Consider the following 22,987-nt stretch of genomic DNA (forward strand, 5'->3'; position numbering starts at 1 on the left):
GCACTCGCTTTCCGCGGGGCTTCCGGGAGCCTCCTCGGCGCTATGCACCTGTGGGGTCTCCCTGGGTTCGCCACTCCCGCAGGAGTCCCGCACCTTCCACTCCAATTAACACGATCTTTAATAGCACTTAGCATATCACAACAAGAAAAATCATTTTAGGTGAATTACTTGCAAAGTAATTTCCTCAAGACCAACTTTTATTTCGCATCAAACCACGTTGGCCCAAAGGAATAATCCACTTTTAGCGGAACTTTCAATTCTACTGCATTTTCCATAACGTCCGGTACGATTTTTTTGAGCGTTTCTATTTCATCCTCTGGCACCTCAAAGATCAGTTCATCGTGAACCTGCAGCAGAAGGCGTGCTTTGAGTTCTTCTTTTCTTAGGCGGTCAGCCATGTCAATCATGGCTTTTTTTATTATATCGGCCGCGCTTCCCTGGATTGGTGTATTCATGGCGGTTCGTTCTGCAAAGCTTCGCAGGTTGAAGTTTCGGCTTGTGATTTCAGGCAGATACCTTCTTCTGTGAAGAAGGGTCGAGACATATCCCTTTTGTTTAGCATCATGGATAATATCATCCATATACTGCTTAACGCCAGGATAACTTTCCAGATAGCGGTCAATAAATTTACCCGCTTCTTTCCGTGTGATACCCAGGCTTTGGGACAGGCCATAATCACTGATTCCGTAGACAATTCCAAAGTTTACGGCCTTTGCATGGCGCCGCATATTGGATGTAACTTCATCGGCATTAACGTGGAATACTTCCATTGCCGTTTTCGTGTGAATATCCATATCTTCATTAAATGCTTCAATCAGCTTTTCATCATTCGCAATATGAGCCAGTACTCTCAGTTCAATCTGCGAGTAGTCTGCTGCAAAGATGGCCCAGCCAGGTTCTGAAGGGACAAATGCCTGCCTGATTTTTCTCCCTTCCTCCAGACGGATCGGAATATTCTGCAGGTTCGGATCTGTTGAGCTTAACCTTCCTGTCTGTGTAAGAGCCTGATTAAATCTGGTGTGGACTTTGCCTGTTTCATAGTTAACCACCTTAAGCAGGCCTTCAATATAAGTGGATTGAAGTTTGCCAAGCTGGCGGTAATGCAGAATGTCCCGGATAATTTCATGGCTGTTCTCTAGTTTCTCCAGAACATCAGCAGATGTGGAATACCCTGTTTTTGTTTTTTTAATGGCAGGCAGCCCTAATTTTTCAAAAAGGATCACACCGAGCTGTTTTGGAGAATTGATATTAAACGCTTCTCCGGCAAGCTCATGTATGCGCTTTTCGATTTCATCCAATTTGGAGAGCAGGTCTTGTCCCATTGTTTTCAGGCGCTCAAGATCCACTTTAATACCGGTTGATTCCATATCAGCCAAAATCAGAGACAGCGGCATTTCCAGGTCATAAAATAGCTCGGATTGCTGGTTTTCCTTCAATTCACTATCCAATTTTTCCTTCAATGTCATCAAGGCCGCTGCTTTCCTTGCCAAATGCCCGGCGAGTTCCTTTTCTTCCGGAATCCGCCTTTTTGCTCCTTTTCCGTAAAAAGCTTCATCAGATTGAATCGCATTATAGCCATGATTTTTTGCTATAGAGGCCATATCTTCAATAGTCTGAGATGGGTTAATAAGATAAGAAGCAATATAAAGGTCAAAATCGGCACCTTTTAGATGAACTCCATGATGCCGGAGTGAGACTTCCGATCTTTTGGCATCATAGACTGTCTTCTTTTTCGTTTCATCTTCAGCCCACGTTTTAAAAACATCTGACTTTAAAGCCGTTTCTTTGGAGAAGAAAAAATTCCCCTTATCATTCGCAACGGAAAAACCAATGATGTCTGCATAATGGTAATTATCTTCTAGAAGCTCAACATAAAATGCATTTTCATCGGTAAACATCTCTTCCTTAATTTCATCCGCAATGATAAATTCAATTTCTTCAAGATTCTCTTCGACCGCTTCTGTGTCACCGCCCAGCTTTTCCAGTAAAGAGTTAAAGCCTAATTCTTTAAAGATGTTTATAACTTTTTCTTTTTCAAAACCTTCATATTCAACATCTTCAATTTTAATTTCAACAGGGGCTTCTCTGGTGATAGTGGCAAGTTCTTTGCTCATTAAAGCTTGATCCCTGAATTCTTCCAGCTTTTCTTTCAGTTTTTTCCCGCTCACCTTATCAACAGAATCCAAGAGCTCTTCTAGGGTTCCAAACTCTTTCAGCAATTTAAGGGCTGTTTTTTCCCCAACTCCCGGAACTCCTGGGATATTATCGGAACTATCTCCCATTAGGCCTTTCATATCAATAATCCTGTCAGCTGTGATTCCGTATTTCTCTTCTATATGAGCTGGTGTGTATTCTTCAATGTCAGTAATGCCTTTGCGGGTAATGCTGACTGTTACAGCATCAGAACTTAACTGTGTTAAATCCTTATCCCCAGATATAACTTTAACTTCATAGCCATCTTTTTCGGCATGCAGGGACAGTGTTCCAATAATATCATCCGCTTCATAGTTTTCCAGTTCATATCTGGAAATCCCGTAAGCATCAAGAAGTTCTCTGATATAGGGGAACTGCTCTGATAGCTCAGGCGGTGTTTTCTGCCTTCCGCCTTTATACTCGCTGAAGGTTTTATGGCGGAAGGTTGTTTTTCCGGCATCGAACGCCACAAGAAGATGAGTTGGTTTTTCATCCTCGAGAATCCTTTGCAGCATCATGGTAAATCCGTAGACAGCATTTGTATGTATTCCTTTATCATTGTTTAAAAGCGGCAGAGCAAAAAATGCCCGATAAGCTATGCTGTTGCCATCAATCAGAACAAGCTTTTTTTTATCCAACTAATATCTCCTCCTATCAGAAAAGCGGAAGGCGCCCGCTTAATAAAGGCACGCAGACTAAAAATGCCACGTCCTGTGGAACGTCTGCATGACCCACATCCTCCCAAAAGCTATCGCTTTCGGTCGTGCGATGTTTATGCTGACGAAGCCTTCCATGTCATGTGGGCCTCAAGCATATGACAAGCCGGCTGAAAGGGTGTTCTTTAACCTTTTAGACGGATTGGCATAGACCCTAGAGCTGATGGCGCCTGAAGCTAGACAGTTATCTAACTAGAAAAGCGCAAGCGCCTTGCCCACAATAAAAAAGCCGATATTTTCCTTTATTCTATCATGAGCAGATAGAGAAAGAAAAATAACGGCTTTTGGGTTAAAAATTATTAATCCGTATACCCCATCAGCAGTCGGGCATATGGTGAGTCCGAAGGGAGAACAATTACAGTCTCACCATTAATGGTCTTTTTATATGATTCTAGCGTACGGTACAAGGAATAAAATTCAGGATCCTTTGAGAAGGCTTCGTTGTAGACTTTCGCAGCTCCCGCTTCTCCTTCCGCCCGGATCGTTTCAGCATCCGCCTGGGCTTTGGCCAGCATTTCCCTGACATTCCTGTCCGTTTCAGCAATGATGATATTCTTCTGGGCATCACCCTTGGACAAGTATTCCTGGGCTGTTGACTGGCGCTCTGAAATCATTCTGGTGTACACGGACTGTTCGTTTTCAGAAGGTAAATCTGTTCGTTTAATTCGTACATCTGTTACTGTGATTCCATAGTTATCATTAGAAAGCAATTCATTCACTTTAGTAGTAATTTGATCATTCAATGATCCCCTTGATGACTTTTCATCATTAATTATTTCATCATAATTCAGCCGGCCCAATTCGGAGCGGGTCACAGAGTAGATGAATTCTTCCATTCTGGCCTCCGCTCCCTCCAATGTTCTGGCATTTGAGATCATTTTCTTCGGGTCATCAATTTTCCATACTGCATAATTATCAATAATCATAACCTTTTTGTCCTTTGTATTGATTTCAGCTTCGGACACGTCATAAGTCATTTGGTATTTAGGGAGCGTGGTAACACTTTGGATAAATGGTATTTTGTATGTTAATCCAGGCTCGCTCTCAATCCGGACTACCTCTCCAAATTGACGGATGACCCTGTACTCCCCTTCCTTTACAATAAAAAGGTTGCTGAAAAGAATTACGAGTGCGGCAATGACAAGCACAAGGATGAGTCCAAGTTTGGTATAACTTTTCCACTGGAAGTTCCCGCCCCGTTCATTGATATTTACCACATTTTGATCACTCATTATCCTCACCAGCTTCCTCTTTTGGTTTGGCCTGTTCTTTCTCAAGCGGCCTGATCGGGAAATATTTCATTGTATTTCCATCGTCATTCATAATGTAAATTTCAGCACCTGGAAGGACTTGCTCCAGCGTTTCAATGACAAGCCGCTCTCTTGTGATATCAGGATTATTCTTATATTCTCCATACAATTTATTAAATACTGCCACATCTCCACGTGCTCTTTCCAGACGGGCCGCTTTTTCACCTTCCGCTTTGGAGGCAAGAGCCTCCTTCTCACCTTCTGCTTCATTCATTCTCTGGTTCTTATATTTTTCTGCTTCATTTTTTTTGGTATTGGCGGTTTCCCTCGCATCCGTTACATCCGTAAAGGCTTTTCTGACATCATCATTCGGCAGTTCCACATCCTGCAGTTTGACTGCAAGAACGGATATGCCAATATCATATTTGCCAATTAAAGAGGTTAGGAGCTCTCTGACATCCGCTTCAATTTCTGCTTTTCCTGAAGTTAGTGCATCATCAATTTTAGATCCCCCTATAATACTTCTTAAGGATGAGGAAGTAGCATCATATAGGATTTCTTCTGGATCTTCAGCATTATAAAGATATTTTTCCGGATCCGTAATTTTCCACTGTACCACCAGATCTGCCAGAACGATATTTTCATCACCGGTTATCATCTTTGTCTCATCAGGAAAATCCTTTATTTCTCCATCCTTTTCTTCATATCCAAACTGGAGCGAAAAGGTTTCCTTTGAAAGCTTCTCCACGGTTTGGACAGGCCATGGCAGTTTGAAATGAAGTCCCGGCTCCGTAATGCCTTCCTCCACTTTCCCAAATGTTAAAATGACTGCCTGATCCGATTCATCGACGGTGTACCATGTTGTAAAGGCAACTATACTTAAAATAACAATTGCCAGAATTAGCCCTGCGATTGTATAAATCCGCTTTAAGCTGACCATTTCTCTCTCCCCTTCCCTAGCACTCTTTCTATAACTTTTCATACGATTTATTTACGTAAAGGTTTCATAAATATGACAAAAGTTCAAGAAAGAAGGAAAATCAGCAAAAATGAAAAAGGCGAAAGCGGGGTCAGCTTTCACCTTTTTCTATGGCTCCTTGGATGAAGGGGTTTAACAATTATGATTTTATCAGCTGAATGTAAAGGGGACATAAATCTGCTGTAAAAATAATGTAAAGATAAACCTGCCACTTCACCCATTTTTTTCATTATTCATTTTGGGAAGTTCAATTATAAAGGAGGTACCTTTGCCGACCTCACTTTTTACTGAGATGGATCCTTTATGTGCTTCAACCAGATGCTTAACGATGGCAAGGCCCAGTCCTGTACCGCCTGAATTCCTGCTTCTAGCTTTATCCACCCGATAAAAACGTTCAAAAATACGAGGAATTTCACTGGCTTCAATTCCAATCCCCGTATCCCTTATTTCAGTCAAAACTGTGCTGCCGGTCTTTGCTGCTGAAATATAGATGACTCCCTGATTCGGCGTATAAGAAATTGCATTGGATATGATATTTATAAACACCTGCTTAAGCCGGTGAATATCACCTTGGATATATACCGGCTTTTCATCTCTCTGATATTTAAAAACAATTTCCTTTTCTGCTGCTTTCCCTTTCATAATGGCCATCACATCTTCGAGTACATCAGTCAGGTCCAGCTGCTGAATGGAAAGGCTGAATCCTTGCTTTTCGATTTTCGATAGATCCAGCAAATCCTGAATAAGAGATTGAAGCCGGTCACTCTCCTTCAAAATGATACTGAGGAAATCATTTAAAGCCTGTTTGTCTTCCATCGCACCATCCAAAAGAGTTTCCGAAAAACCCTTTATCGAAGTTATAGGTGTTTTCAATTCATGGGAAACGTTTGCTACAAAATCCTTCCTCATCTGCTCAAGCTTTTTCAGTTCTGTAATATCATGAAAAACAAGTAAAATCCCTTTCCATTCATCATTCGTGCCAATAATCGGGACTCCATATACTTCAAAGTAACGTCTTTCGATATTGACGGGAATAATAAGCTGTTTTTTTACTTTCTGCTCAGTCATGAAAATTTCTTCGACCATTTCGGTAATACCTTTGTGCTCAATCACTTCATAATAGAGTTTATAAAGATATTCGGAAGGATTTACATTGAAAACCTCTTTATATGGCCGGTTCATTAAATTAATATAGCCTCTGCTGTCAATAAGAATCAGGCCGCTTCCCATGTTTTCAATGAGAGCCCCAAGCCGGTCCTGCTGCATTTCCTGGGACTTCACCATTTCCTGAAGATTCCTCGCCAATACATTGATAGACTTACTAAGCATACCTGTTTCGTCTTCCTGGTCTTCATATGTTCTTGCACGGTAGTTTCCCTTTGTAAGTTCAATTGCAACCTTTGTAGCTGACTCGATAGGTTTTGTATACCGTGCGGTAATTCTTGATCCAAGCAGAATAATCACAAATAAAGAAAGCCCCAGGCTGATAGTCAAAATCCACCAAATCTGCTGGTAAGCCTTTTGGAATTCAGCCATCTTTGTGCTTAAGAAGATATAGCCGTCCTTCTCGCCATTTATTATGACAGGCTGCCAATAATAGTGCAGGTTAAACCCTCCGGCCACTTCCAATCCTGATTCATTTGCAGATTCCTTTTTTAGTACTTCTAATATAATTTCCTGATGCCTGCTTTGTGTTGTCTCACTTTTAACGCTGCTGTCCAATAGTATTCTGCCCTGGCCATCCGTAACTGTTACACGCAAATCAAGAATGTCCCCGAACTCATTGATTTTGTCAATACTTAGGGATCCAATGCCCCCGTTGCCCTCAACATAGCTCGATACCAGTTCAGACTCTTTTTGCAGACGTGCATCAAATGTTTGTAAATAATAGCTTTTAAAAAGCTGGCCTAAAAGAAGGCCCAACGCAATTAAAACAACCAGAATTAAAGTGAGCAATGCGAATAGCAGGCGGGTGCGAAACGTGTTCATTCTCCTTTAGGCTCCTCCAATTTGTAGCCCAGTCCGCGAATGGTCTTTATATATACAGGTTTTTTAGTGTTGGTTTCAATCTTCTCTCTTAAATGGCTAATATGTACATCAACGATTCTTGTGTCTCCCGCAAAATCATAATTCCAAACTGCGCTAAGAAGCTGATCCCTTGTAAGAACACGGCTCTTATTCTTGGCAAGATATAATAGCAATTCAAATTCCTTCGGAGTTAATTCAAGGAGTTCATCTTCAAAATAAGCTTCATAATGCTGCGGAAATATCTTCAGGTTGCCAATCCGCAAAGAATCGCCATCTTCTGTTTTCTCCTCAGCAGCCTCAGGAACAAATTGAGTTCTCCTTAAGATGGCTTTAACTCTGGCAACCACTTCCCGGGGGCTGAAAGGCTTTGTCATGTAATCATCCGCACCCAGTTCAAGGCCAAGGACCTTATCAAATTCATCATCCTTGGCAGTCAGCATTAAAATAGGTGTCGCAATTTTCTGCTGTCTAAGCTGTTTGCATACTTCAATTCCATCAAGCTTTGGAAGCATAAGATCAAGTACAATTAGATCCGGCTTTTCAGAAATGGCCAAATCTTTTCCCTCCTGGCCATCCATGGCTGTGATCACTTCATAGCCCGCCTGCTGCAGGTTATATTGAAGTAAAGTTACGATAGATTGTTCGTCATCTACAACTAGAATTTTCTTATCCATACGATCCTCCGAGTGAATGAATTACCCCTGTTTTGAAACCTCAGCTGAAACAGCACCATTGGAGTGTCAGCGATCTTTATAAAAGCAGGTATCCCTCCTGCCTATCAAACCCCTATTTGCCATATACCTTTATTATAATATATTTCATGATTTTTTTTCGGATCAATTGTTGGATAAGACTGGATTCATAAAAAAAGATGTGCGTCTTCTGCACATCTTTTTACTATCAGAAATTATCCAGAGCATTCCCATCCATTGGCTGAGGCTTGTATGGCGGGCATATAAGGAGCTGTCCGTTAATAACCGTCTGATCCTCTTCATTTGTTCCCTGTACCTTAATTTGTACGGTGTGACTTGACGTGTTCACTTCTGTTACCTCGAATAAAAATTGAACGGTGCCATAATGATAGACAGGCTTCACATACTCGATCTCCTGCTTTAAAACATGGCTTCCTGGCCCCGGCAAATATTTTGATATGGCAGAGTTAATGATGCCATTCAGCATAACACTTGGCACAATCGGCTTTTTATAAGGTGTTTGTGAGGCATAGTCATGCTGGATATATAAAGGGTTTGCATCGTTCGTTAAGCCCAGGTACAGCAATAGGTCCTTATCTTCTATTTTTTCTGTAAGCGTCAGTTTTTCACCAACAGAAATTTCATCAATGGTTCTTCCCAGTTTTCTTTTCTTTCCAAGCAGCATATCTTAGCACCTCCAAGTATTGTAACCGTTTACATAATTGCTGTAAAAAAATAGACTGTAAAATATTTTAAATTATTCAGTCTATTTTTTATATGATATCATTTTATACTATTTCCCAAAAGAGCTTCCAGTAAAAAAATTCGGAGAGCCGACCCCGAATTTTTTTACTATTTATTTTTCAAAGTTATTGATTAGCTTAAGAATTCTGCACGTTGATTTCAGCACGGGTCACTTGCTTTCTGGGGGCGGGCGGTGCGCCGCCTCGCCGCTCCTGCGCCTGTGGAGTCTCACCAGGACATTGAATAATCTCCCTTGAATCAACACCGTACAAAGGAAATGCAATAGCATTTTCGAGGTTCAAGTGACCTCCGCTCCAATCAAATCAGCGATTAAACTGAGACTGCTGCAGTGAAAACACTAGCCATCTTTCCTTAGTACGCTAAAACTTCCATTACCTTGCGAACTGAATCTGCCGATTTATCGAGGGCAGCTTTTTCCTCGCTTGTCAGTTCAAGTTCTATTATTTTTTCAATACCGTTTGCACCAAGGATTGCAGGCACACCCAGATAGATTCCTTCGTAGCCATATTCTCCTTCAAGGTAAGCAATGGAAGGCAATACACGTCGCTGATCTTTAAGGATAGCTTCACACATTTCCACAAGGGAAGCAGCCGGAGCATAGTATGCACTTCCGTTGCCTAATAAGTTGACGATTTCTCCGCCGCCTTTACGCGTGCGCTCAACTATGGCATCAAGACGATCTTTTGAAATTAATGTTTCTAAAGGAATGCCGCCTGCATATGAATAGCGGACTAGCGGAACCATATCATCACCGTGTCCGCCAAGTACGAATCCTGTAATGTCTTTAACAGACAAATTCAGTTCCTGGGCCACAAATGTGCGGAAGCGGGCTGTATCAAGAACACCCGATTGACCAATTACACGGTTTTTGGGGAAGCCTGATTCTTTGAAGACTGTATAGGTCATCGCATCAACTGGATTAGTCAGGACAACAATATAGCTATTTGGGGAATGTTTTACAATCTCCTGAGCTACGCTTTTCATAATCTTCTGGTTCGTTTGAACAAGGTCGTCCCGGCTCAAGCCTGGCTTCCTGGCTATGCCTGCTGTAATAACGACAATGTCAGAGTCCTTTGTATCTTCATAGCTGGAAGTACCCGTGATGTTCGCATCGAATCCTTGAACAGGACTTGCTTCAAGCATATCAAGAGCTTTACCCTTTGTCGGGTTTTCCATTTGCGGAATATCGACCAGCACAACGTCTCCAAGTTCCTTTTGGGCAAGCAAAAATGCGGTTGTCGCTCCAGTAAATCCCCCACCGATTACAGAAATCTTTTTGCGTTTCAATGACATGAGCAGTTCCTCCTTTAGGAAATGAAAGTATCAGGAATTTGCATTCCTTATGTAAGAGGCTGTTTTATTAAAACAGCCATCCTATTAGCTTTACACATTCATCACTTACAAAAATCGCCAGCTGCCCAGCTGCAGAAGTTTCCCCAAGAAGCAATCCAAATAACACTGCAGAAATAGTATATTAGCCAAAAGCGCCTTTTATTAAAGGCGCTTTTGTTTTTTACTCCATATTTTTAATTAATTCGTCTGCAAACTCTGAGCATTTCACTTCAGTTGCTCCATCCATTAGACGGGCAAAATCATATGTTACGACTTTTGAAGCGATAGATTTTTCCATAGATTTAACGATCATGTTTGCAGCTTCGTTCCATCCAAGGTGTTCAAGCATTAATACACCTGAAAGAATAACAGAAGAAGGGTTAACCTTATCAAGGCCAGCATACTTTGGAGCTGTACCATGAGTTGCTTCGAAGATCGCATGTCCAGTTTCATAGTTAATGTTTGCTCCTGGAGCAATACCAATGCCGCCAACCTGTGCAGCAAGTGCGTCAGAAATATAATCGCCGTTCAAGTTCATTGTCGCAACAACATCAAACTCTTTTGGACGGGTAAGGATCTGCTGAAGGAAAATATCAGCAATCGCATCTTTAACGATAATTTTGCCAGCAGCTTCTGCATCTGCCTGTGCTTTGTTCGCTGCTTCAACACCCTGCTCATCTTTAATGCGGTCATATTGAGCCCAAGTGAATACTTTTTCTCCGTACTCCCTTTCAGCAAGCTCATAACCCCAGTTTTTAAAGGCACCCTCAGTAAATTTCATGATATTGCCTTTATGTACAAGTGTTAGAGATTTGCGGCCTTCTTTAATTGCATACTCGATGGCAGCGCGTACAAGACGGCTAGTTCCTTCTTCTGAAACAGGCTTAATGCCGATGCCTGAAGTTTCTGGGAAGCGGATCTTATTAACGCCCATTTCATCCTGAAGGAATGAAATTAGCTTTTTAACCTCATCAGAGCCTTTTGCATACTCAATGCCGGCATAAATATCTTCAGTATTTTCACGGAAAATAACCATGTCAGTATCCTGAGGGCGCTTAACTGGAGAAGGAACACCTTCAAACCAGCGAACCGGACGCAGGCACACAAATAGGTCAAGCTCCTGGCGAAGCGCAACATTCAGGGAACGGATGCCGCCGCCGATTGGCGTTGTTAATGGTCCTTTAATCGCAATTAGATATTCATTAATCACATCAAGTGTTTCAGAAGGAAGCCACTCACCAGTCTGATTGAAAGCTTTTTCTCCTGCTAATACTTCTTTCCAGACAAGCTTGCGCTCACCATTATAGGCTTTTTCAACTGATGCATCCAATACACGGGAAGCTGCTGCCCAAATATCAGGACCTGTTCCGTCTCCTTCAATAAAAGGAACGATTGGATTGTTTGGTACATTTAATACACCATTAGTAACTGTGATTTTTTCACCTTGCATTGTTATACCCTCCATTTTGAAAAGTGCGAGCATCAGCCTTTATTTTTATATAGTTTCGGCACGATGCTGCATCAGTATATCAGAATCAAAGGTTAGAAGGCATTTGCCCCTAACCTTTTCCCTGCTCTCTCTATTACAGCAATTTTTTGATAAAAAGTAAAATGCTGAGTAGTAATTAGTTCTATTAATCTGCTTTTTCTGCTTTTTAAAGACCTCTTTGCTCTACTGGAACGAATTTTTGCATTCCCGGGCCTGTATAGTCAGCACGCGGGCGGATCAGACGATTATTTTCATATTGTTCGAGAATATGGGCCAGCCAGCCGGATACGCGGCTTACAGCGAAAATCGGCGTGAACAGATCATGGTCGATTCCCAGGCTGTGGTATACAGATGCAGAATAGAAGTCGACATTTGGCGGAAGTTTTTTCTCTCCGGTAACAATCGCTTCAATTTGCGTGGACATTTCGTACCAGTGTGGTTCCCCTGTAAGTTCTGTAAGCTTTTTGGACATTTCTCTTAAGTGCTTGGCACGAGGGTCGCCCTGACGGTATACACGATGTCCAAATCCCATGATTTTCTCTTTCTTTTCAAGCTTTTCACGGATATATGGCTCCACATTTTCAAGAGTGCTGATATCAGTAAGCATTTTCATTACCGCCTCATTGGCACCGCCATGCAAAGGCCCTTTTAAAGCGCCAATTGCAGCTGTAACTCCGGAATAGATATCTGACAATGTGGCTACACATACACGTGCAGTAAAAGTGGAAGCATTTAGTTCATGGTCTGCATGAAGAACCAGCGCTTTATTAAATGCTTCAATTGCGATTGGTTCAGGCTCTTTGCCTGTAAGCATGTATAGGAAGTTGGCTGCAAATCCAAGATCTGTTCTAGGAGCAATTGGCTCAAGGCCTTTTCTTACTCTAGCAAATGCCGTTACGATAGCAGGCATTTTAGCTTGAAGGCGAATTGCTTTTTTATAATTTGCTTCTTCACCCATCTGGTCTGCTTCTTCATCATAAAGTCCCAATAGAGACACTGCAGAACGCAGAGCAGCCATTGGATGCACTTTGTCAATTGGATATGTTTTAAAATGGTTCAGAACTTCCTCTGGAAGAGAGTAGTTTGCTGCAAGCTGACTCTTCAACTCATTCAGCTGGGATTGAGCAGGAAGCTTTCTGTGCCATAAAAGATAAATAACCTCTTCAAAGCTTGCATTTTCAGCCAAATCATCAATATTGTAGCCTGCATAGGTTAATGTATCGTCTATGATGGAGCTGATAGACGAAGTAGTAGCTACTACCCCTTCAAGACCGCGTGTTACTGTCATACCGAATCTCTCCTTTACATAATAAAATTTCCCCATACCCATTTTTGTCTGTACATTAAACATAAGTAAGCCGAACCTGATTTTTCATTTTTCAGAAAAGCTTCCTTGTCATGTCCACATTCTGTTTTATCTTTACTATGAACACTTTTAGAGGCTGCTGGAGCCGTTGCAAAGTCGGCCGTATTAGCCGATCTACAGACCAAAACCATGAAAGGTGAAACTTCCATTTAGTGAAAGGGCACTCCACGATATACGGAAGAAATAAACTTTCTTTTGGCATGCATTCCATCGAGCGGTTGCTCGGTACTCTTTAAAAAAAAGAAAATGCTTACATTTTTTTCTGAATAGAAAAAATAAAATATATTAATAACATTTTAATAGAGCTTAACTGAATATAATAGGTACCGTGAAATAGGTTACGCTTACAAGTCCTATTATAAACAATTATCTGACTTTTGTGAATGAAAAGCACTTAAAATGTTAAAAAATATTATTTTCCAAAAAAAGTTTATTTACAATAATGCCCAAGGGCAATGAAAAACCTTTTGAATCCTTCATTTAAAGAGTTCAAAGATTTTCATTGCCATATACGCAATTCCTGCCCCTATCAGAGGACCGACGGCAACACCTTTAAAAAGGGAAACAGCAAGTATGGTCCCAAGAACAAGAGCAGTTGTTATATGAGGGTCTTCAGCCAGCAGAACGATGCCGCCTTTTGCCAAAAGCGCAACTGCAATCCCTGAGACAAGGGCAACCCATGCATAAGGGGACTTGAACGCTCCGCCTAAATCCCGGAAGCCGATTTCACCGCTTGCTATAGGTGCCAGGACAGCGATTGTAATTATGGTTACGCCCCAGTTAATCCCTTTGGACTGCAGGAATGAAAAGGCTTTTGAATCGAGGCCGGCTGCTTTAAGGACAATCAATACAAAGACAGCAATGATCAATGATTGATTTTTTGCTATTACACCAATACCCAGCAATAGAATCAAAAAAATGAGCGATTGGGAAAACATTTGCTAATTCACCTGCCAGCTTTCTATATTATCGTAACATAATTTAATTCATTTTAATAATTTCTGAGTTCTTTACCGGATTTTAATAAATAGAATAAGTATTACTAGACAATAGCTAATTATTTTTAGCTTCATCAAAATTGATGTATGATATGACTATTAACATTACATAAAAACGGCAGCTGCAATGACTTAGTCTGTTCTAATTAAATAAGGAGGCTATTACTTGAACCCGGCATATATCTATCGGACCGTAAGATTTTTCTTTGTCATTGGAGTAGTGATCTTAAGTCTCTATGCTTTCTTATATTTATCCAAAGTGACTTACCCTTTCATTATTGGACTGGCCATTGCCTTTCTAATTAATCCCTTTGTCAACATGATGGAAGTTAAATGGAAAATACCAAGGGCTCTTGCAGTCCTCATTGCTTTGATTCTTATCTTTGCCATTTTTGCTGGATTAATCACATTGCTGGTGGCAGAGATCGTATCAGGTGCAGATTATTTGGCAAAAGTAGTACCGCAGCACCTCGATACTTTAATTGACTTCATTGAGCAGTTCTTTGCTGGGCAAATCATTCCTCTTTATAACCAGCTTGCCAGTTTATTTAATAATCTTGGCACAGGCCAGCAGGATACCATAATGACGAACATAGAAAATGTCGGGAAGCAATTTGGCTCCACTCTGGGAGATTTTATCCAGGCATTCTTCGAGAAAATTCCAAATATCCTTTCCTGGTTTCCCAATGCAGCAACTGTCCTGATATTCTCGCTGCTGGCCACTTTTTTCATCAGCAAGGATTGGCATAGGCTTTCAGGCCTCTTCAGCCGCATACTGCCCAGCCGTGCAAAAAAGAGCGGCAGAACTGTATTTGCTGATCTGCAGAAGGCCTTGTTTGGCTTTGTCAAAGCACAGGCTACCTTAGTATCTATCACGACTGTTATCATACTTGCCGGACTGCTGATTTTGCGTGTCGATTATGCTATTACAATTGCACTGGTGACTGGCCTTGTCGATATAATACCCTATCTCGGAACAGGGCTGGTTTTTGTGCCATGGATCATCTATGAAGCAATCGGCGGAGAAATGAGCAGGGCAATCGGACTTGGCATTCTTTATATCATCGTATTGGTACAACGGCAGATTATGGAGCCAAAGATCCTTTCATCAAGTATTGGACTTGATCCTTTAGCTACCCTGATTGCTTTATTTGTCGGTTTTAAACTGATTGGATTTCTGGGCTTAATCGCCGGGCCGGTTACTCTTGTACTCATCACAACTCTTCATAAAGCTGGAGTATTCAGGGATATCTGGTTGTTTATAAAAGGCAATGAGGAAGCAGATTAAGATGATGATCTGAATGTGGGCATCCCTTAATCTTAATCAGGCTATGTAATGGATTGCCTATTTGGCACTTGCATAATCAAAAGTGTGAATGCGTCCGAAAATAAAATGGCCAATAAAATAAACAAGCCGCTCCAATTTAAAGGAGCGGCTTTATATATAGCTTTTTTCACCTGATTATCGTGATTGTTCCCTTGTTCATCCATTTTTTCAGACCTATATACAGGATGTTTTTAAGTACTTTTCTTGCAGAAGGAAGAAGCAATGTAAATCCTAATGCATCTGTAATGAATCCCGGTGCAAGAAGCAGGGTGCCTCCAATAAGGATGCAGGCCCCATCAAGAATGGCATCTCCAGGCATTTGCCCGCAGCGCAGCTGATCCTGTATTTTTCTGATTGTTTCAAGACCCTGTTTTTTGGCCAGATAAGCACCGAGAACGCCTGTAAACAAGATAACCGCAAGAGTAGGCCATAGACCAATTGTGTTCCCTGATAGCAGTAAAACACCAATTTCAGCAGCAGGAACGATTATCATCAGCAAGAGAATGTAGCGCATCAAGCCACCTCTATTTTGTATAAGACTTACCTTTATTATACCAAACATGAAACTGAGAATATAACAATTTGTCTGTCCCAGGAATCCAAAAAAAAGAAGGGCGACCCCTTCCTTTTTTAATCCTAACTACAGCACGCTTGCGTGGCCGTTATAAATTACGCCTCGCTGAGAATCGACTGTTACTTCCTGCCCATCTTTGAGAAGGGTTGTTGCTTTTTCAACCCCTACAATGACAGGTATGCCAATATTAAGGCCCACGACAGCCGCATGGCTTGTAAGTCCGCCTTCTTCTGTAATAAGTGCACTGCATTTTTCAATGGCAGGGACCATTTCACGGTCAGAACCGATAGTAACCAGAATAGAGCCTTCTGTTACTTTTGCCAATGCTTCCTCTGCATTTCTTGCCACAACGACTTTTCCAAAGGCTGATTTGCGCCCGATTCCTTGTGCCTTAGCCAGGATATCCCCCACTACATGAATTTTCATTAAATTGGTGGTACCAGCTTCACCAACAGGCACACCAGCTGTAATAACCACTAAATCTCCTGATGCGACAATTCCGCTGTTCACACTTTCCTCAACTGCAATATCAAGCATATCGTCTGTAGTAGACGCTTTTTGGCCAATTTGAGGATAAACACCCCATGTTAAAGATAAGCGCCGTGATACATAGTCGTTTGAAGTAACAGCAACAATAGGAGCTTTCGGACGGTACTTTGAAATCATCCTTGCTGTATGGCCGCTTTCAGTCGGTGTAATAATGGCGTTAACATCCAGGTTTAGAGCTGTATGTGCCACTGATTGTCCAATGGCATCTGTAATGTTATGTTCATTATCTTTGCTTCGGTTTGATAGAATTTCTTTATGATCCAAAGCAGATTCTGCTCTTGATGCGATGTTGTGCATCGTCTGCACAGCCTCGACAGGATAAGAGCCCGCAGCCGTTTCACCGGATAACATGATAGCGTCAGTACCATCAAAAATGGCATTTGCTACATCACTCGCTTCTGCGCGTGTTGGACGGGGGTTGCGCTGCATGGAATCCAGCATTTGTGTTGCAGTAATAACAGGTTTACCCTGTGCATTGCACTCTTTAATTAATTTCTTTTGCACAAGCGGAACTTCTTCTGCCGGAATTTCGACACCAAGGTCTCCGCGCGCTACCATAAGACCGTCGGAAATTTCAAGAATTTCATCAATGTTATCTACACCTTCCTGATTTTCAATCTTAGGAATGATGTTGATATAAGAGGCATTGTGCTCCTCAAGCAGCTGTCTGATTTCCAAAACATCCGACGCTCTGCGGACAAAAGAAGCGGCAATGAAATCTACGCCCTGTTCGATTCCGAAGATGATGTCCTGAGCATCTTTCTCCGTTATGCCAGGAAGATTCACAGATACACCCGGAACGTTGACGCCTTTTTTATTTTTAAGTGTTCCGCTATTTAAGATCTTTGTGTGAATTTCACTGTTGGCTTTATCGATTTTTGTTACTTCAAGTCCAATTAAACCGTCATCAAGCAGAATTTTGCTTCCTGTGTGTACATCTTCAATTAGCCCTGCGTATGTAACAGAAAACTTTTCTGCTGTTCCTTCAACCTCGTTCATGGAGATAATAATGTTTTCCCCAGCTCTCAGTTCAATCGCACCTTCCAGCATATTGTTTGTGCGGATCTCCGGCCCTTTTGTGTCTAAGAGGATTGCTACTGTCTTTCCTGTCTTTTCCGCAGCTTCACGGATGTTCTGAATTCGCTGTCCATGCTCCTGGAAATCACCATGGGAAAAATTTAACCGGGCAACATTCATTCCTGCTTCAATAAGCTGTGTTAACTTTTCAACACTTTCACTGGCAGGTCCAATAGTACAAACGATTTTCGTTTTACGCATTTTAATTTACCTCCTGATTTGATGCAGCTTGAATACCAGCACTGACAGCTTTATGCCGCTTGTGCCGGCTTATATCTGATTAGATTAAATAGACAGCTCTTTCGAAAGTTTGTATAGGTCCAGGTCAAGTGTATGCTCTCTATCCAATATTTCTATTATATCATGGTCAACAAGTTTATTATTTTGAATTCCTACTGCACGTCCGCCTTTGCCTTCAAGGAGAAGTTCTACTGCATGTGCTCCAAGGCGGCTTGCCAGCACCCGGTCGAATGCAGTTGGGGATCCGCCCCTCTGCATATGGCCAAGTACAGAAACCCGCGTATCAAAGTTTGTTGTATCCTTAATCTGCTTGGCAAATTCCACTCCGCTGCAGACTCCTTCTGCAACCACAATGATACTATGTTTCTTGCCCCGTTCATGTCCCTTTTTAAGTCTCTCTGCAATTTCATCCATACTATAGCCTGCTTCAGGAATGAGGATTGTTTCCGCACCGCCTGCTAATCCTGCACATAAAGCGATGTCTCCTGCATCTCTTCCCATTACTTCAATGATAAATGTTCTTTCATGGGAAGTAGCCGTATCACGGATTTTATCAATTGCATCAATAACCGTATTTAAAGCTGTGTCAAAGCCAATAGTATATTGGGTTCCCGGAATATCATTATCGATGGTGCCAGGTACGCCCACACAAGGAAATCCCTGCTCTGTCAAAGCTTTTGCTCCACGGTATGAACCGTCCCCGCCAATTACCACAAGACCTTCAATACCGTGCTTATTCATCTGTTCAATGCCTTTTTGCTGGCCTTCTTTTGTTTTGAACTCTTCGCTTCTTGCCGAATGCAGGACTGTGCCGCCGCGATGGATGATATCACCAACCGAACCAAGGTCAAGCTTCTTAATATTCCCTGACATTAAGCCGGAATATCCGCCATAAACACCATACACTTCAATATTATGATAAATCGCTTTACGGACAACTGCACGTACAGCTGCATTCATGCCAGGAGAATCGCCGCCGCTTGTTAATACTCCTATTTTCTTCACAATAATCACCCCGAATGTATATTTATATAAAATAAGAAAGCGTGTTGTCTGCTGAGCTGTTTATTCACAGCCTATAAATCATGGACACCGCCTGCCCAGGAATTTTGTATGTAATATAGGCTCTTCTTTATGTAAAGCAGAGCATAGTCTGCTTATCTTATTATTTAACAAAACGCTATTGAATATTTCTAAAATACCATGAAGAAGGGAGCATCTCAACTTTATCAGGCAAATTCAAGGAAATACAGAATTGTCGGGTAACTGAAAGCGGTTTAAATAGAAAAACCTGCATTTTTACTTTGAAAGTGGTATTTGTATAAGCCTCCCGCTGACGTAGATGGCTTGTGCACTGAAATAGGCAAAAAATAAAAGCGTGCCCGAAAGCACGCTTTTATTTTACCCCAATAAATTCCTTTAAAAACGAATATTCACCAATGGATTTGAACTTGTTGTACCGGTGATCGATCAGCTGATCTTCAGAAAGATCCAACAAATCCTTCAATGATCGATAAAGGACCTCTCCGATTTCTGCAGCCTGTACCTTTACATCTTTGTGGGCTCCGCCCTTTACCTCTTCGATAATCTCATCCACAACACCTAATTCTTTTAAATCCGGAGCAGTAATTCTCATGGATTCTGCAGCCTTTTTGGCCTGCGTGGCATCTTTCCAGAGAATAGCAGCAGCTCCTTCTGGAGAAATAACCGAATAAGTGGAGTTCTCAAGCATATGAATATGGTTTCCCACACCGAGAGCCAGCGCTCCGCCGCTTCCGCCTTCACCGATGACGATACAGATAACAGGCACCCTAAGGCTGGCCATTTCAAACAGGTTTTTTGCGATCGCCTCACTCTGTCCGCGTTCCTCTGCGGCTTTCCCAGGATAGGCGCCCTTTGTATCAATGAAACAAATAATCGGCCTTCGGAATTTATCTGCTTGCTTCATTAGTCTTAATGCTTTTCGGTAACCTTCGGGATGCGGCATTCCAAAATTTCTGCGGATATTCTCTTTTGTGTCTTTTCCGCGCTGATGCCCGATGACGGTAACCGGAAGGCCCCTAAACTTTGCAATGCCTCCAACAATGGCTTCGTCATCCCCAAAAGCACGATCTCCATGACACTCGAAAAAATCCTCAAAAAGAAAGGAAATATAGTCCTGAGTGGTAGGCCTTGCGGGATGTCTTGCAATCTGCACACGATCCCACGGTTTCATATTTTCATATATATCGGCTTCTAATTTCTCCAAGCGCGCTTCCAGCTTCTCTATCTCAGAGGATAGGTCTACATCGGCTGTTTTTGTGAACTCTTTTAATTCAGCAATCTTTTTTTTCAGCTCCATAACCGGACGTTCAAATTCTAATTCTCCTGCCATTGGAAGTCACCTCCTGGTTGATGTATTGATAAAATGGCTGATATCTTGTCCTTTAACTCTGTTCTGGGGATGACTGCATCCAATTGACCGTGTTTTAATAAGAATTCTGCTGTCTGGAAGTCTTCCGGCAGTTCTTCACGGATCGTTTGTTCTATGATTCTGCGCCCCGCAAAGCCAATCAATGCACCTGGTTCCGCCAAATTGTAATCTCCCAGTGAAGCAAAGCTTGCAGACACACCGCCTGTTGTCGGGTGAGTCATGATGGAGATAATCAGGCCTCCATTATCACTGAATCTTTTTAAGGCTACACTTGTCTTAGCCATTTGCATCAGGCTTAATACGCCTTCCTGCATTCTTGCTCCGCCTGATGCGGTAAATATAATAAAAGGAACTCCAAGTTCATCAGCTTTTTCAATGGCACGGGTAATTTTTTCTCCGACTACTGAGCCCATGCTTCCCATTCTGAATGTGGAATCCATAACGGCCACTGCTATTTTTTGGCCATTTACAGTGCCTGTCCCAGTCACTACCGCTTCATTAATCTTTGTTTTTTCCCGATCCTTTTCTAGCTTTTCAATATAATCCGGGAAATTAAGAGGATTTTCAGATATCATGTTTGCGTTAATTTCCTCAAAGCTATTGGCATCCAAAAAGCTTTCCAAACGCTCTTTTGAATTCATGGTGTGGTGGTATTGACAGTGGAAACACACTTTAAGGTTCTTAACCAATTCTTTTGTATACATGATCTTCTTGCAGTTCGGACACTTTGTCATGATTCCTTCCGGCACATCCTGCTTTGCCGTTTCCGATGGAATGGTTGCATATTTCTTCTTCTTCGTCTTAGTGAAAATATCTTTAAGCAAGATGAAACCTCCCTGATAATCGCTGAATCAATTCCATTAATTTCAACAGTGGTCAGACCACCGATTTAAAAATGAATGCCTAACTCTCCTAGGCTCCATTAATGCTTGTCTGATTATTTAAATATAGAGGATATCAGCTATAAAATTTGCAAAAAATTGTCGTTAGCCTTTCGACAATTTTCTCAGATTTCTATATACACGAATAACTTCGGATTCATTTCTGGAAATCAATGTCTCAATCAGCTTTGCATATTGTTCCTTGGTTACCATCATTGTCTCCAGATCCAAAGAATTATAATAATCTTTAAGGATAATCCAGATGCGGAGGAATAGATGATTATCTGCAAGTGTGACGATTTCCAGAAAAAAGTCATCATCTGAATAGTCTGCTTCAAGAGACCACTTTTTGAACCTAAGAAGCTGATCTTCTCCAGCCTTTTGAATGATTAGCCATAAACAATCAAGTTCGATCAAGAACTTGGTTTCTTTAACATCTCTGATGGATTTCTTATCCTGAAGAATAAACGTGCTAAGCAGCTGTACGAGCTGATGACCTCTAAAATCCCTCATAAAAGTCCCCTCGCCCCTCCTTGTCTCTATTAAGCCAAGAAGTTCAAGGGCTCTTAATGCTTCCCGAACGGAAGAGCGCCCGACACCCAGGCGCTCTGACAGCTCTCTTTCGGAAGGCAATCGATCTCCAGGCTTAAGTCCGTCATGTTCAATCATGGACCTAAGCTGTTTGACAATGCCGATATAAACCTTCGTGTTATTTTGAGGTGGATTCACGTATGGAGTCACTCACCTTTTCCAATGACAGCAAGTTGCTTCGTTTTTTCCTTTACTTCTTCAGGATCCACTTTAATGCGGGCAACACCGGTTTCCATTGCTGCCTTTGCCACTTCAGCCGCAACTGCAGGTGCGACACGGGGATCGAATGGCCCAGGGATGACATAATCCGCATTCAGCTCATCCTGATGAACCAAATTGGCAATGGCTTCTACAGCAGCTACTTTCATTTTCTCATTGATATGAGTTGCACGGACATCCAGAGCCCCTCTGAAAATTCCAGGGAAAGCCAGCACATTATTGACCTGGTTTGGAAAATCGGATCTTCCTGTCCCAACTACCATCGCTCCAGCTGCTTTCGCTTCTTCAGGCATAATTTCAGGAGTTGGATTAGCCATAGCGAAAATAATCGGGTCCTGATTCATGGCACCAATCATCTCTGCCGTTAACGCTCCAGCCGCAGAAACCCCGATGAATACATCTGCACCTTTAATAACATCAGCTAGGCTTCCCTTGGCATTTTCACGATTCGTATACTTCGCTACTTCATTTTTTATCTCATTCATTCCCTGTGGGCGGCCTTCATAGATGGCACCCTTGGTGTCACACATAATAATATCGCGAACACCATAGCTGTATAGAAGTTTAATGATGGCAATTCCGGCCGCACCGGCACCGTTTGCCACAACCTTAATTTCATTCATTTTCTTTCCTGAAAGCTTCAAGGCATTCACAAGACCTGCAACAGTCACAATGGCAGTGCCATGCTGGTCATCATGGAAAACAGGAATATTTGTTTCCTTTTTTAGTCGCTCTTCTACATAAAAGCAATTTGGAGCAGCAATATCTTCAAGGTTTACGCCTCCAAATGTAGGTTCAAGAAGTTTTACAGTCTCAACAATTTTATCAACATCGGTCGTATTGAGGCAAATCGGAAATGCATCCACTCCTGCAAAACTTTTGAATAGTACAGCTTTACCTTCCATTACAGGCAGGGCGGCTTCCGGCCCGATATTTCCTAATCCCAGCACAGCTGTTCCATCGGAAACAACCGCAACCATATTACCTTTCATCGTATATTCATAGACAGTTTCCGGCTTATCATAAATCTCCTTGCAGGGCTCAGCAACCCCTGGGGAATAAGCAAGGCTTAAGTCTTTGGCATTTCGCACCTGTACTTTTGATTTAGATTCCAATTTCCCTTTATTAGCTCTATGCATATGCAGTGCTTCTTCGCGTAAGGTCAAAATTTTCACTCCTCATATTCCGGATAGGATTTATATATAAACATAGATCGACGAAGAAATACCTGCTGCCTTTCTGCTTGATTATCAGATGGCGCAGGGCTTATCCTTCGCTTCAGTGGTCAGACCAGTTTATTTTTCTTCT

18 protein-coding genes are annotated in these 22,987 nt (G+C 41.9%); 1 reads left to right on the plus strand and 17 read right to left on the minus strand.

Going from position 1 to position 22,987, the window contains the following annotated elements; translation table 11 throughout:
- Window positions 1-197 precede the first annotated feature (197 nt).
- The 10 genes from polA to A361_RS22190 form a co-directional block, all read right to left on the minus strand.
- Complete coding sequence (polA, locus tag A361_RS22140) at window positions 198-2,831, minus strand: DNA polymerase I (protein ID WP_019383083.1); 2,634 nt, start codon at window positions 2,829-2,831, stop codon at window positions 198-200.
- 377 nt (window positions 2,832-3,208) lie between these two features.
- On the minus strand, window positions 3,209-4,141 hold the full coding sequence (gene hflC, locus A361_RS22145; RefSeq protein WP_009333229.1) for a protease modulator HflC: 933 nt from the start codon (window positions 4,139-4,141) through the stop codon (window positions 3,209-3,211).
- Window positions 4,134-5,099, minus strand: a complete 966-nt coding sequence (gene hflK, locus A361_RS22150) for an FtsH protease activity modulator HflK (protein WP_009333230.1) — start codon at window positions 5,097-5,099, stop codon at window positions 4,134-4,136. The genes hflC and hflK overlap by 8 nt, the downstream gene beginning before the upstream one ends.
- A gap of 252 nt (window positions 5,100-5,351) precedes the next feature.
- Window positions 5,352-7,127 (minus strand): two-component system histidine kinase PnpS, encoded by a 1,776-nt coding sequence (pnpS, locus tag A361_RS22155; RefSeq protein ID WP_019383081.1) that lies wholly within the window; start codon window positions 7,125-7,127, stop codon window positions 5,352-5,354.
- Window positions 7,124-7,840, minus strand: coding sequence for a response regulator transcription factor (locus A361_RS22160; protein WP_019383080.1), 717 nt, complete (start codon window positions 7,838-7,840; stop codon window positions 7,124-7,126). The genes pnpS and A361_RS22160 overlap by 4 nt, the downstream gene beginning before the upstream one ends.
- Window positions 7,841-8,066: 226 nt before the next feature.
- Complete coding sequence (locus A361_RS22165) at window positions 8,067-8,543, minus strand: MaoC/PaaZ C-terminal domain-containing protein (RefSeq protein WP_009333233.1); 477 nt, start codon at window positions 8,541-8,543, stop codon at window positions 8,067-8,069.
- 431 nt (window positions 8,544-8,974) lie between these two features.
- Entirely contained in the window at window positions 8,975-9,916 is a 942-nt protein-coding gene (gene mdh / locus A361_RS22170; protein ID WP_019383078.1) for a malate dehydrogenase, read from the minus strand.
- A gap of 220 nt (window positions 9,917-10,136) precedes the next feature.
- Window positions 10,137-11,405, minus strand: a complete 1,269-nt coding sequence (gene icd / locus A361_RS22175) for an NADP-dependent isocitrate dehydrogenase (protein ID WP_009333235.1) — start codon at window positions 11,403-11,405, stop codon at window positions 10,137-10,139.
- Between the two features lie 205 nt (window positions 11,406-11,610).
- Complete coding sequence (gene citZ / locus A361_RS22180; protein ID WP_019383077.1) at window positions 11,611-12,732, minus strand: citrate synthase; 1,122 nt, start codon at window positions 12,730-12,732, stop codon at window positions 11,611-11,613.
- A gap of 554 nt (window positions 12,733-13,286) precedes the next feature.
- A complete protein-coding gene (locus A361_RS22190) occupies window positions 13,287-13,748 on the minus strand; it encodes a DUF441 domain-containing protein (protein ID WP_009333237.1) in 462 nt (153 codons plus the stop codon).
- A 226-nt stretch (window positions 13,749-13,974) separates the two neighbouring features.
- On the opposite strand from A361_RS22190, the gene ytvI reads away from it, so the two are divergent.
- Window positions 13,975-15,096: a sporulation integral membrane protein YtvI gene (gene ytvI, locus A361_RS22195; protein ID WP_009333238.1), complete on the plus strand. Its 1,122-nt coding sequence runs from the start codon at window positions 13,975-13,977 to the stop codon at window positions 15,094-15,096.
- A gap of 166 nt (window positions 15,097-15,262) precedes the next feature.
- Here the strand turns inward: ytvI and A361_RS22200 are convergent, their stop codons facing one another.
- From A361_RS22200 to A361_RS22230, 7 genes are all read right to left on the minus strand, one after another.
- Window positions 15,263-15,649: an FxsA family protein gene (locus tag A361_RS22200; RefSeq protein ID WP_009333239.1), complete on the minus strand. Its 387-nt coding sequence runs from the start codon at window positions 15,647-15,649 to the stop codon at window positions 15,263-15,265.
- A gap of 126 nt (window positions 15,650-15,775) precedes the next feature.
- Window positions 15,776-17,536 (minus strand): pyruvate kinase, encoded by a 1,761-nt coding sequence (pyk, locus tag A361_RS22205; RefSeq protein WP_009333240.1) that lies wholly within the window; start codon window positions 17,534-17,536, stop codon window positions 15,776-15,778.
- An 84-nt stretch (window positions 17,537-17,620) separates the two neighbouring features.
- On the minus strand, window positions 17,621-18,580 hold the full coding sequence (gene pfkA, locus A361_RS22210; RefSeq protein WP_009333241.1) for a 6-phosphofructokinase: 960 nt from the start codon (window positions 18,578-18,580) through the stop codon (window positions 17,621-17,623).
- 391 nt (window positions 18,581-18,971) lie between these two features.
- The gene (gene accA, locus A361_RS22215) at window positions 18,972-19,949 is read right to left on the minus strand and encodes an acetyl-CoA carboxylase carboxyl transferase subunit alpha (RefSeq protein WP_009333242.1); all 978 of its coding nucleotides are present in this window, start codon (window positions 19,947-19,949) and stop codon (window positions 18,972-18,974) included.
- Window positions 19,934-20,812 (minus strand): acetyl-CoA carboxylase, carboxyltransferase subunit beta, encoded by an 879-nt coding sequence (gene accD / locus A361_RS22220; protein ID WP_019383075.1) that lies wholly within the window; start codon window positions 20,810-20,812, stop codon window positions 19,934-19,936. The genes accA and accD overlap by 16 nt, the downstream gene beginning before the upstream one ends.
- Window positions 20,813-20,974: 162 nt before the next feature.
- Window positions 20,975-21,538, minus strand: a complete 564-nt coding sequence (locus A361_RS22225; RefSeq protein WP_050807810.1) for a FadR/GntR family transcriptional regulator — start codon at window positions 21,536-21,538, stop codon at window positions 20,975-20,977.
- Window positions 21,539-21,606: 68 nt separating this feature from the next.
- Window positions 21,607-22,845, minus strand: a complete 1,239-nt coding sequence (locus A361_RS22230; protein ID WP_019383074.1) for an NAD(P)-dependent malic enzyme — start codon at window positions 22,843-22,845, stop codon at window positions 21,607-21,609.
- Between the last annotated feature and the right edge of the window lie 142 nt (window positions 22,846-22,987).

The organism is Cytobacillus oceanisediminis 2691 (assembly GCF_000294775.2).
GTDB classification, from domain to species: domain Bacteria; phylum Bacillota; class Bacilli; order Bacillales; family Cytobacillaceae; genus Cytobacillus; species Cytobacillus pseudoceanisediminis.

Coding starts and splice junctions, on each gene's coding strand:
- pnpS (WP_019383081.1), bottom strand. CDS start 7,127: ATGAACACGTTTCGCACCCGCCTGCTATTCGCATTGCTCACTTTAATT.
- citZ (WP_019383077.1), bottom strand. CDS start 12,732: ATGACAGTAACACGCGGTCTTGAAGGGGTAGTAGCTACTACTTCGTCT.
- A361_RS22165 (WP_009333233.1), bottom strand. CDS start 8,543: ATGCTGCTTGGAAAGAAAAGAAAACTGGGAAGAACCATTGATGAAATT.
- A361_RS22225 (WP_050807810.1), bottom strand. CDS start 21,538: ATGATTGAACATGACGGACTTAAGCCTGGAGATCGATTGCCTTCCGAA.
- mdh (WP_019383078.1), bottom strand. CDS start 9,916: ATGTCATTGAAACGCAAAAAGATTTCTGTAATCGGTGGGGGATTTACT.
- hflK (WP_009333230.1), bottom strand. CDS start 5,099: ATGGTCAGCTTAAAGCGGATTTATACAATCGCAGGGCTAATTCTGGCA.
- hflC (WP_009333229.1), bottom strand. CDS start 4,141: ATGAGTGATCAAAATGTGGTAAATATCAATGAACGGGGCGGGAACTTC.
- A361_RS22190 (WP_009333237.1), bottom strand. CDS start 13,748: ATGTTTTCCCAATCGCTCATTTTTTTGATTCTATTGCTGGGTATTGGT.
- pyk (WP_009333240.1), bottom strand. CDS start 17,536: ATGCGTAAAACGAAAATCGTTTGTACTATTGGACCTGCCAGTGAAAGT.
- accA (WP_009333242.1), bottom strand. CDS start 19,949: ATGGCAGGAGAATTAGAATTTGAACGTCCGGTTATGGAGCTGAAAAAA.
- A361_RS22160 (WP_019383080.1), bottom strand. CDS start 7,840: ATGGATAAGAAAATTCTAGTTGTAGATGACGAACAATCTATCGTAACT.
- icd (WP_009333235.1), bottom strand. CDS start 11,405: ATGCAAGGTGAAAAAATCACAGTTACTAATGGTGTATTAAATGTACCA.
- A361_RS22200 (WP_009333239.1), bottom strand. CDS start 15,649: ATGCGCTACATTCTCTTGCTGATGATAATCGTTCCTGCTGCTGAAATT.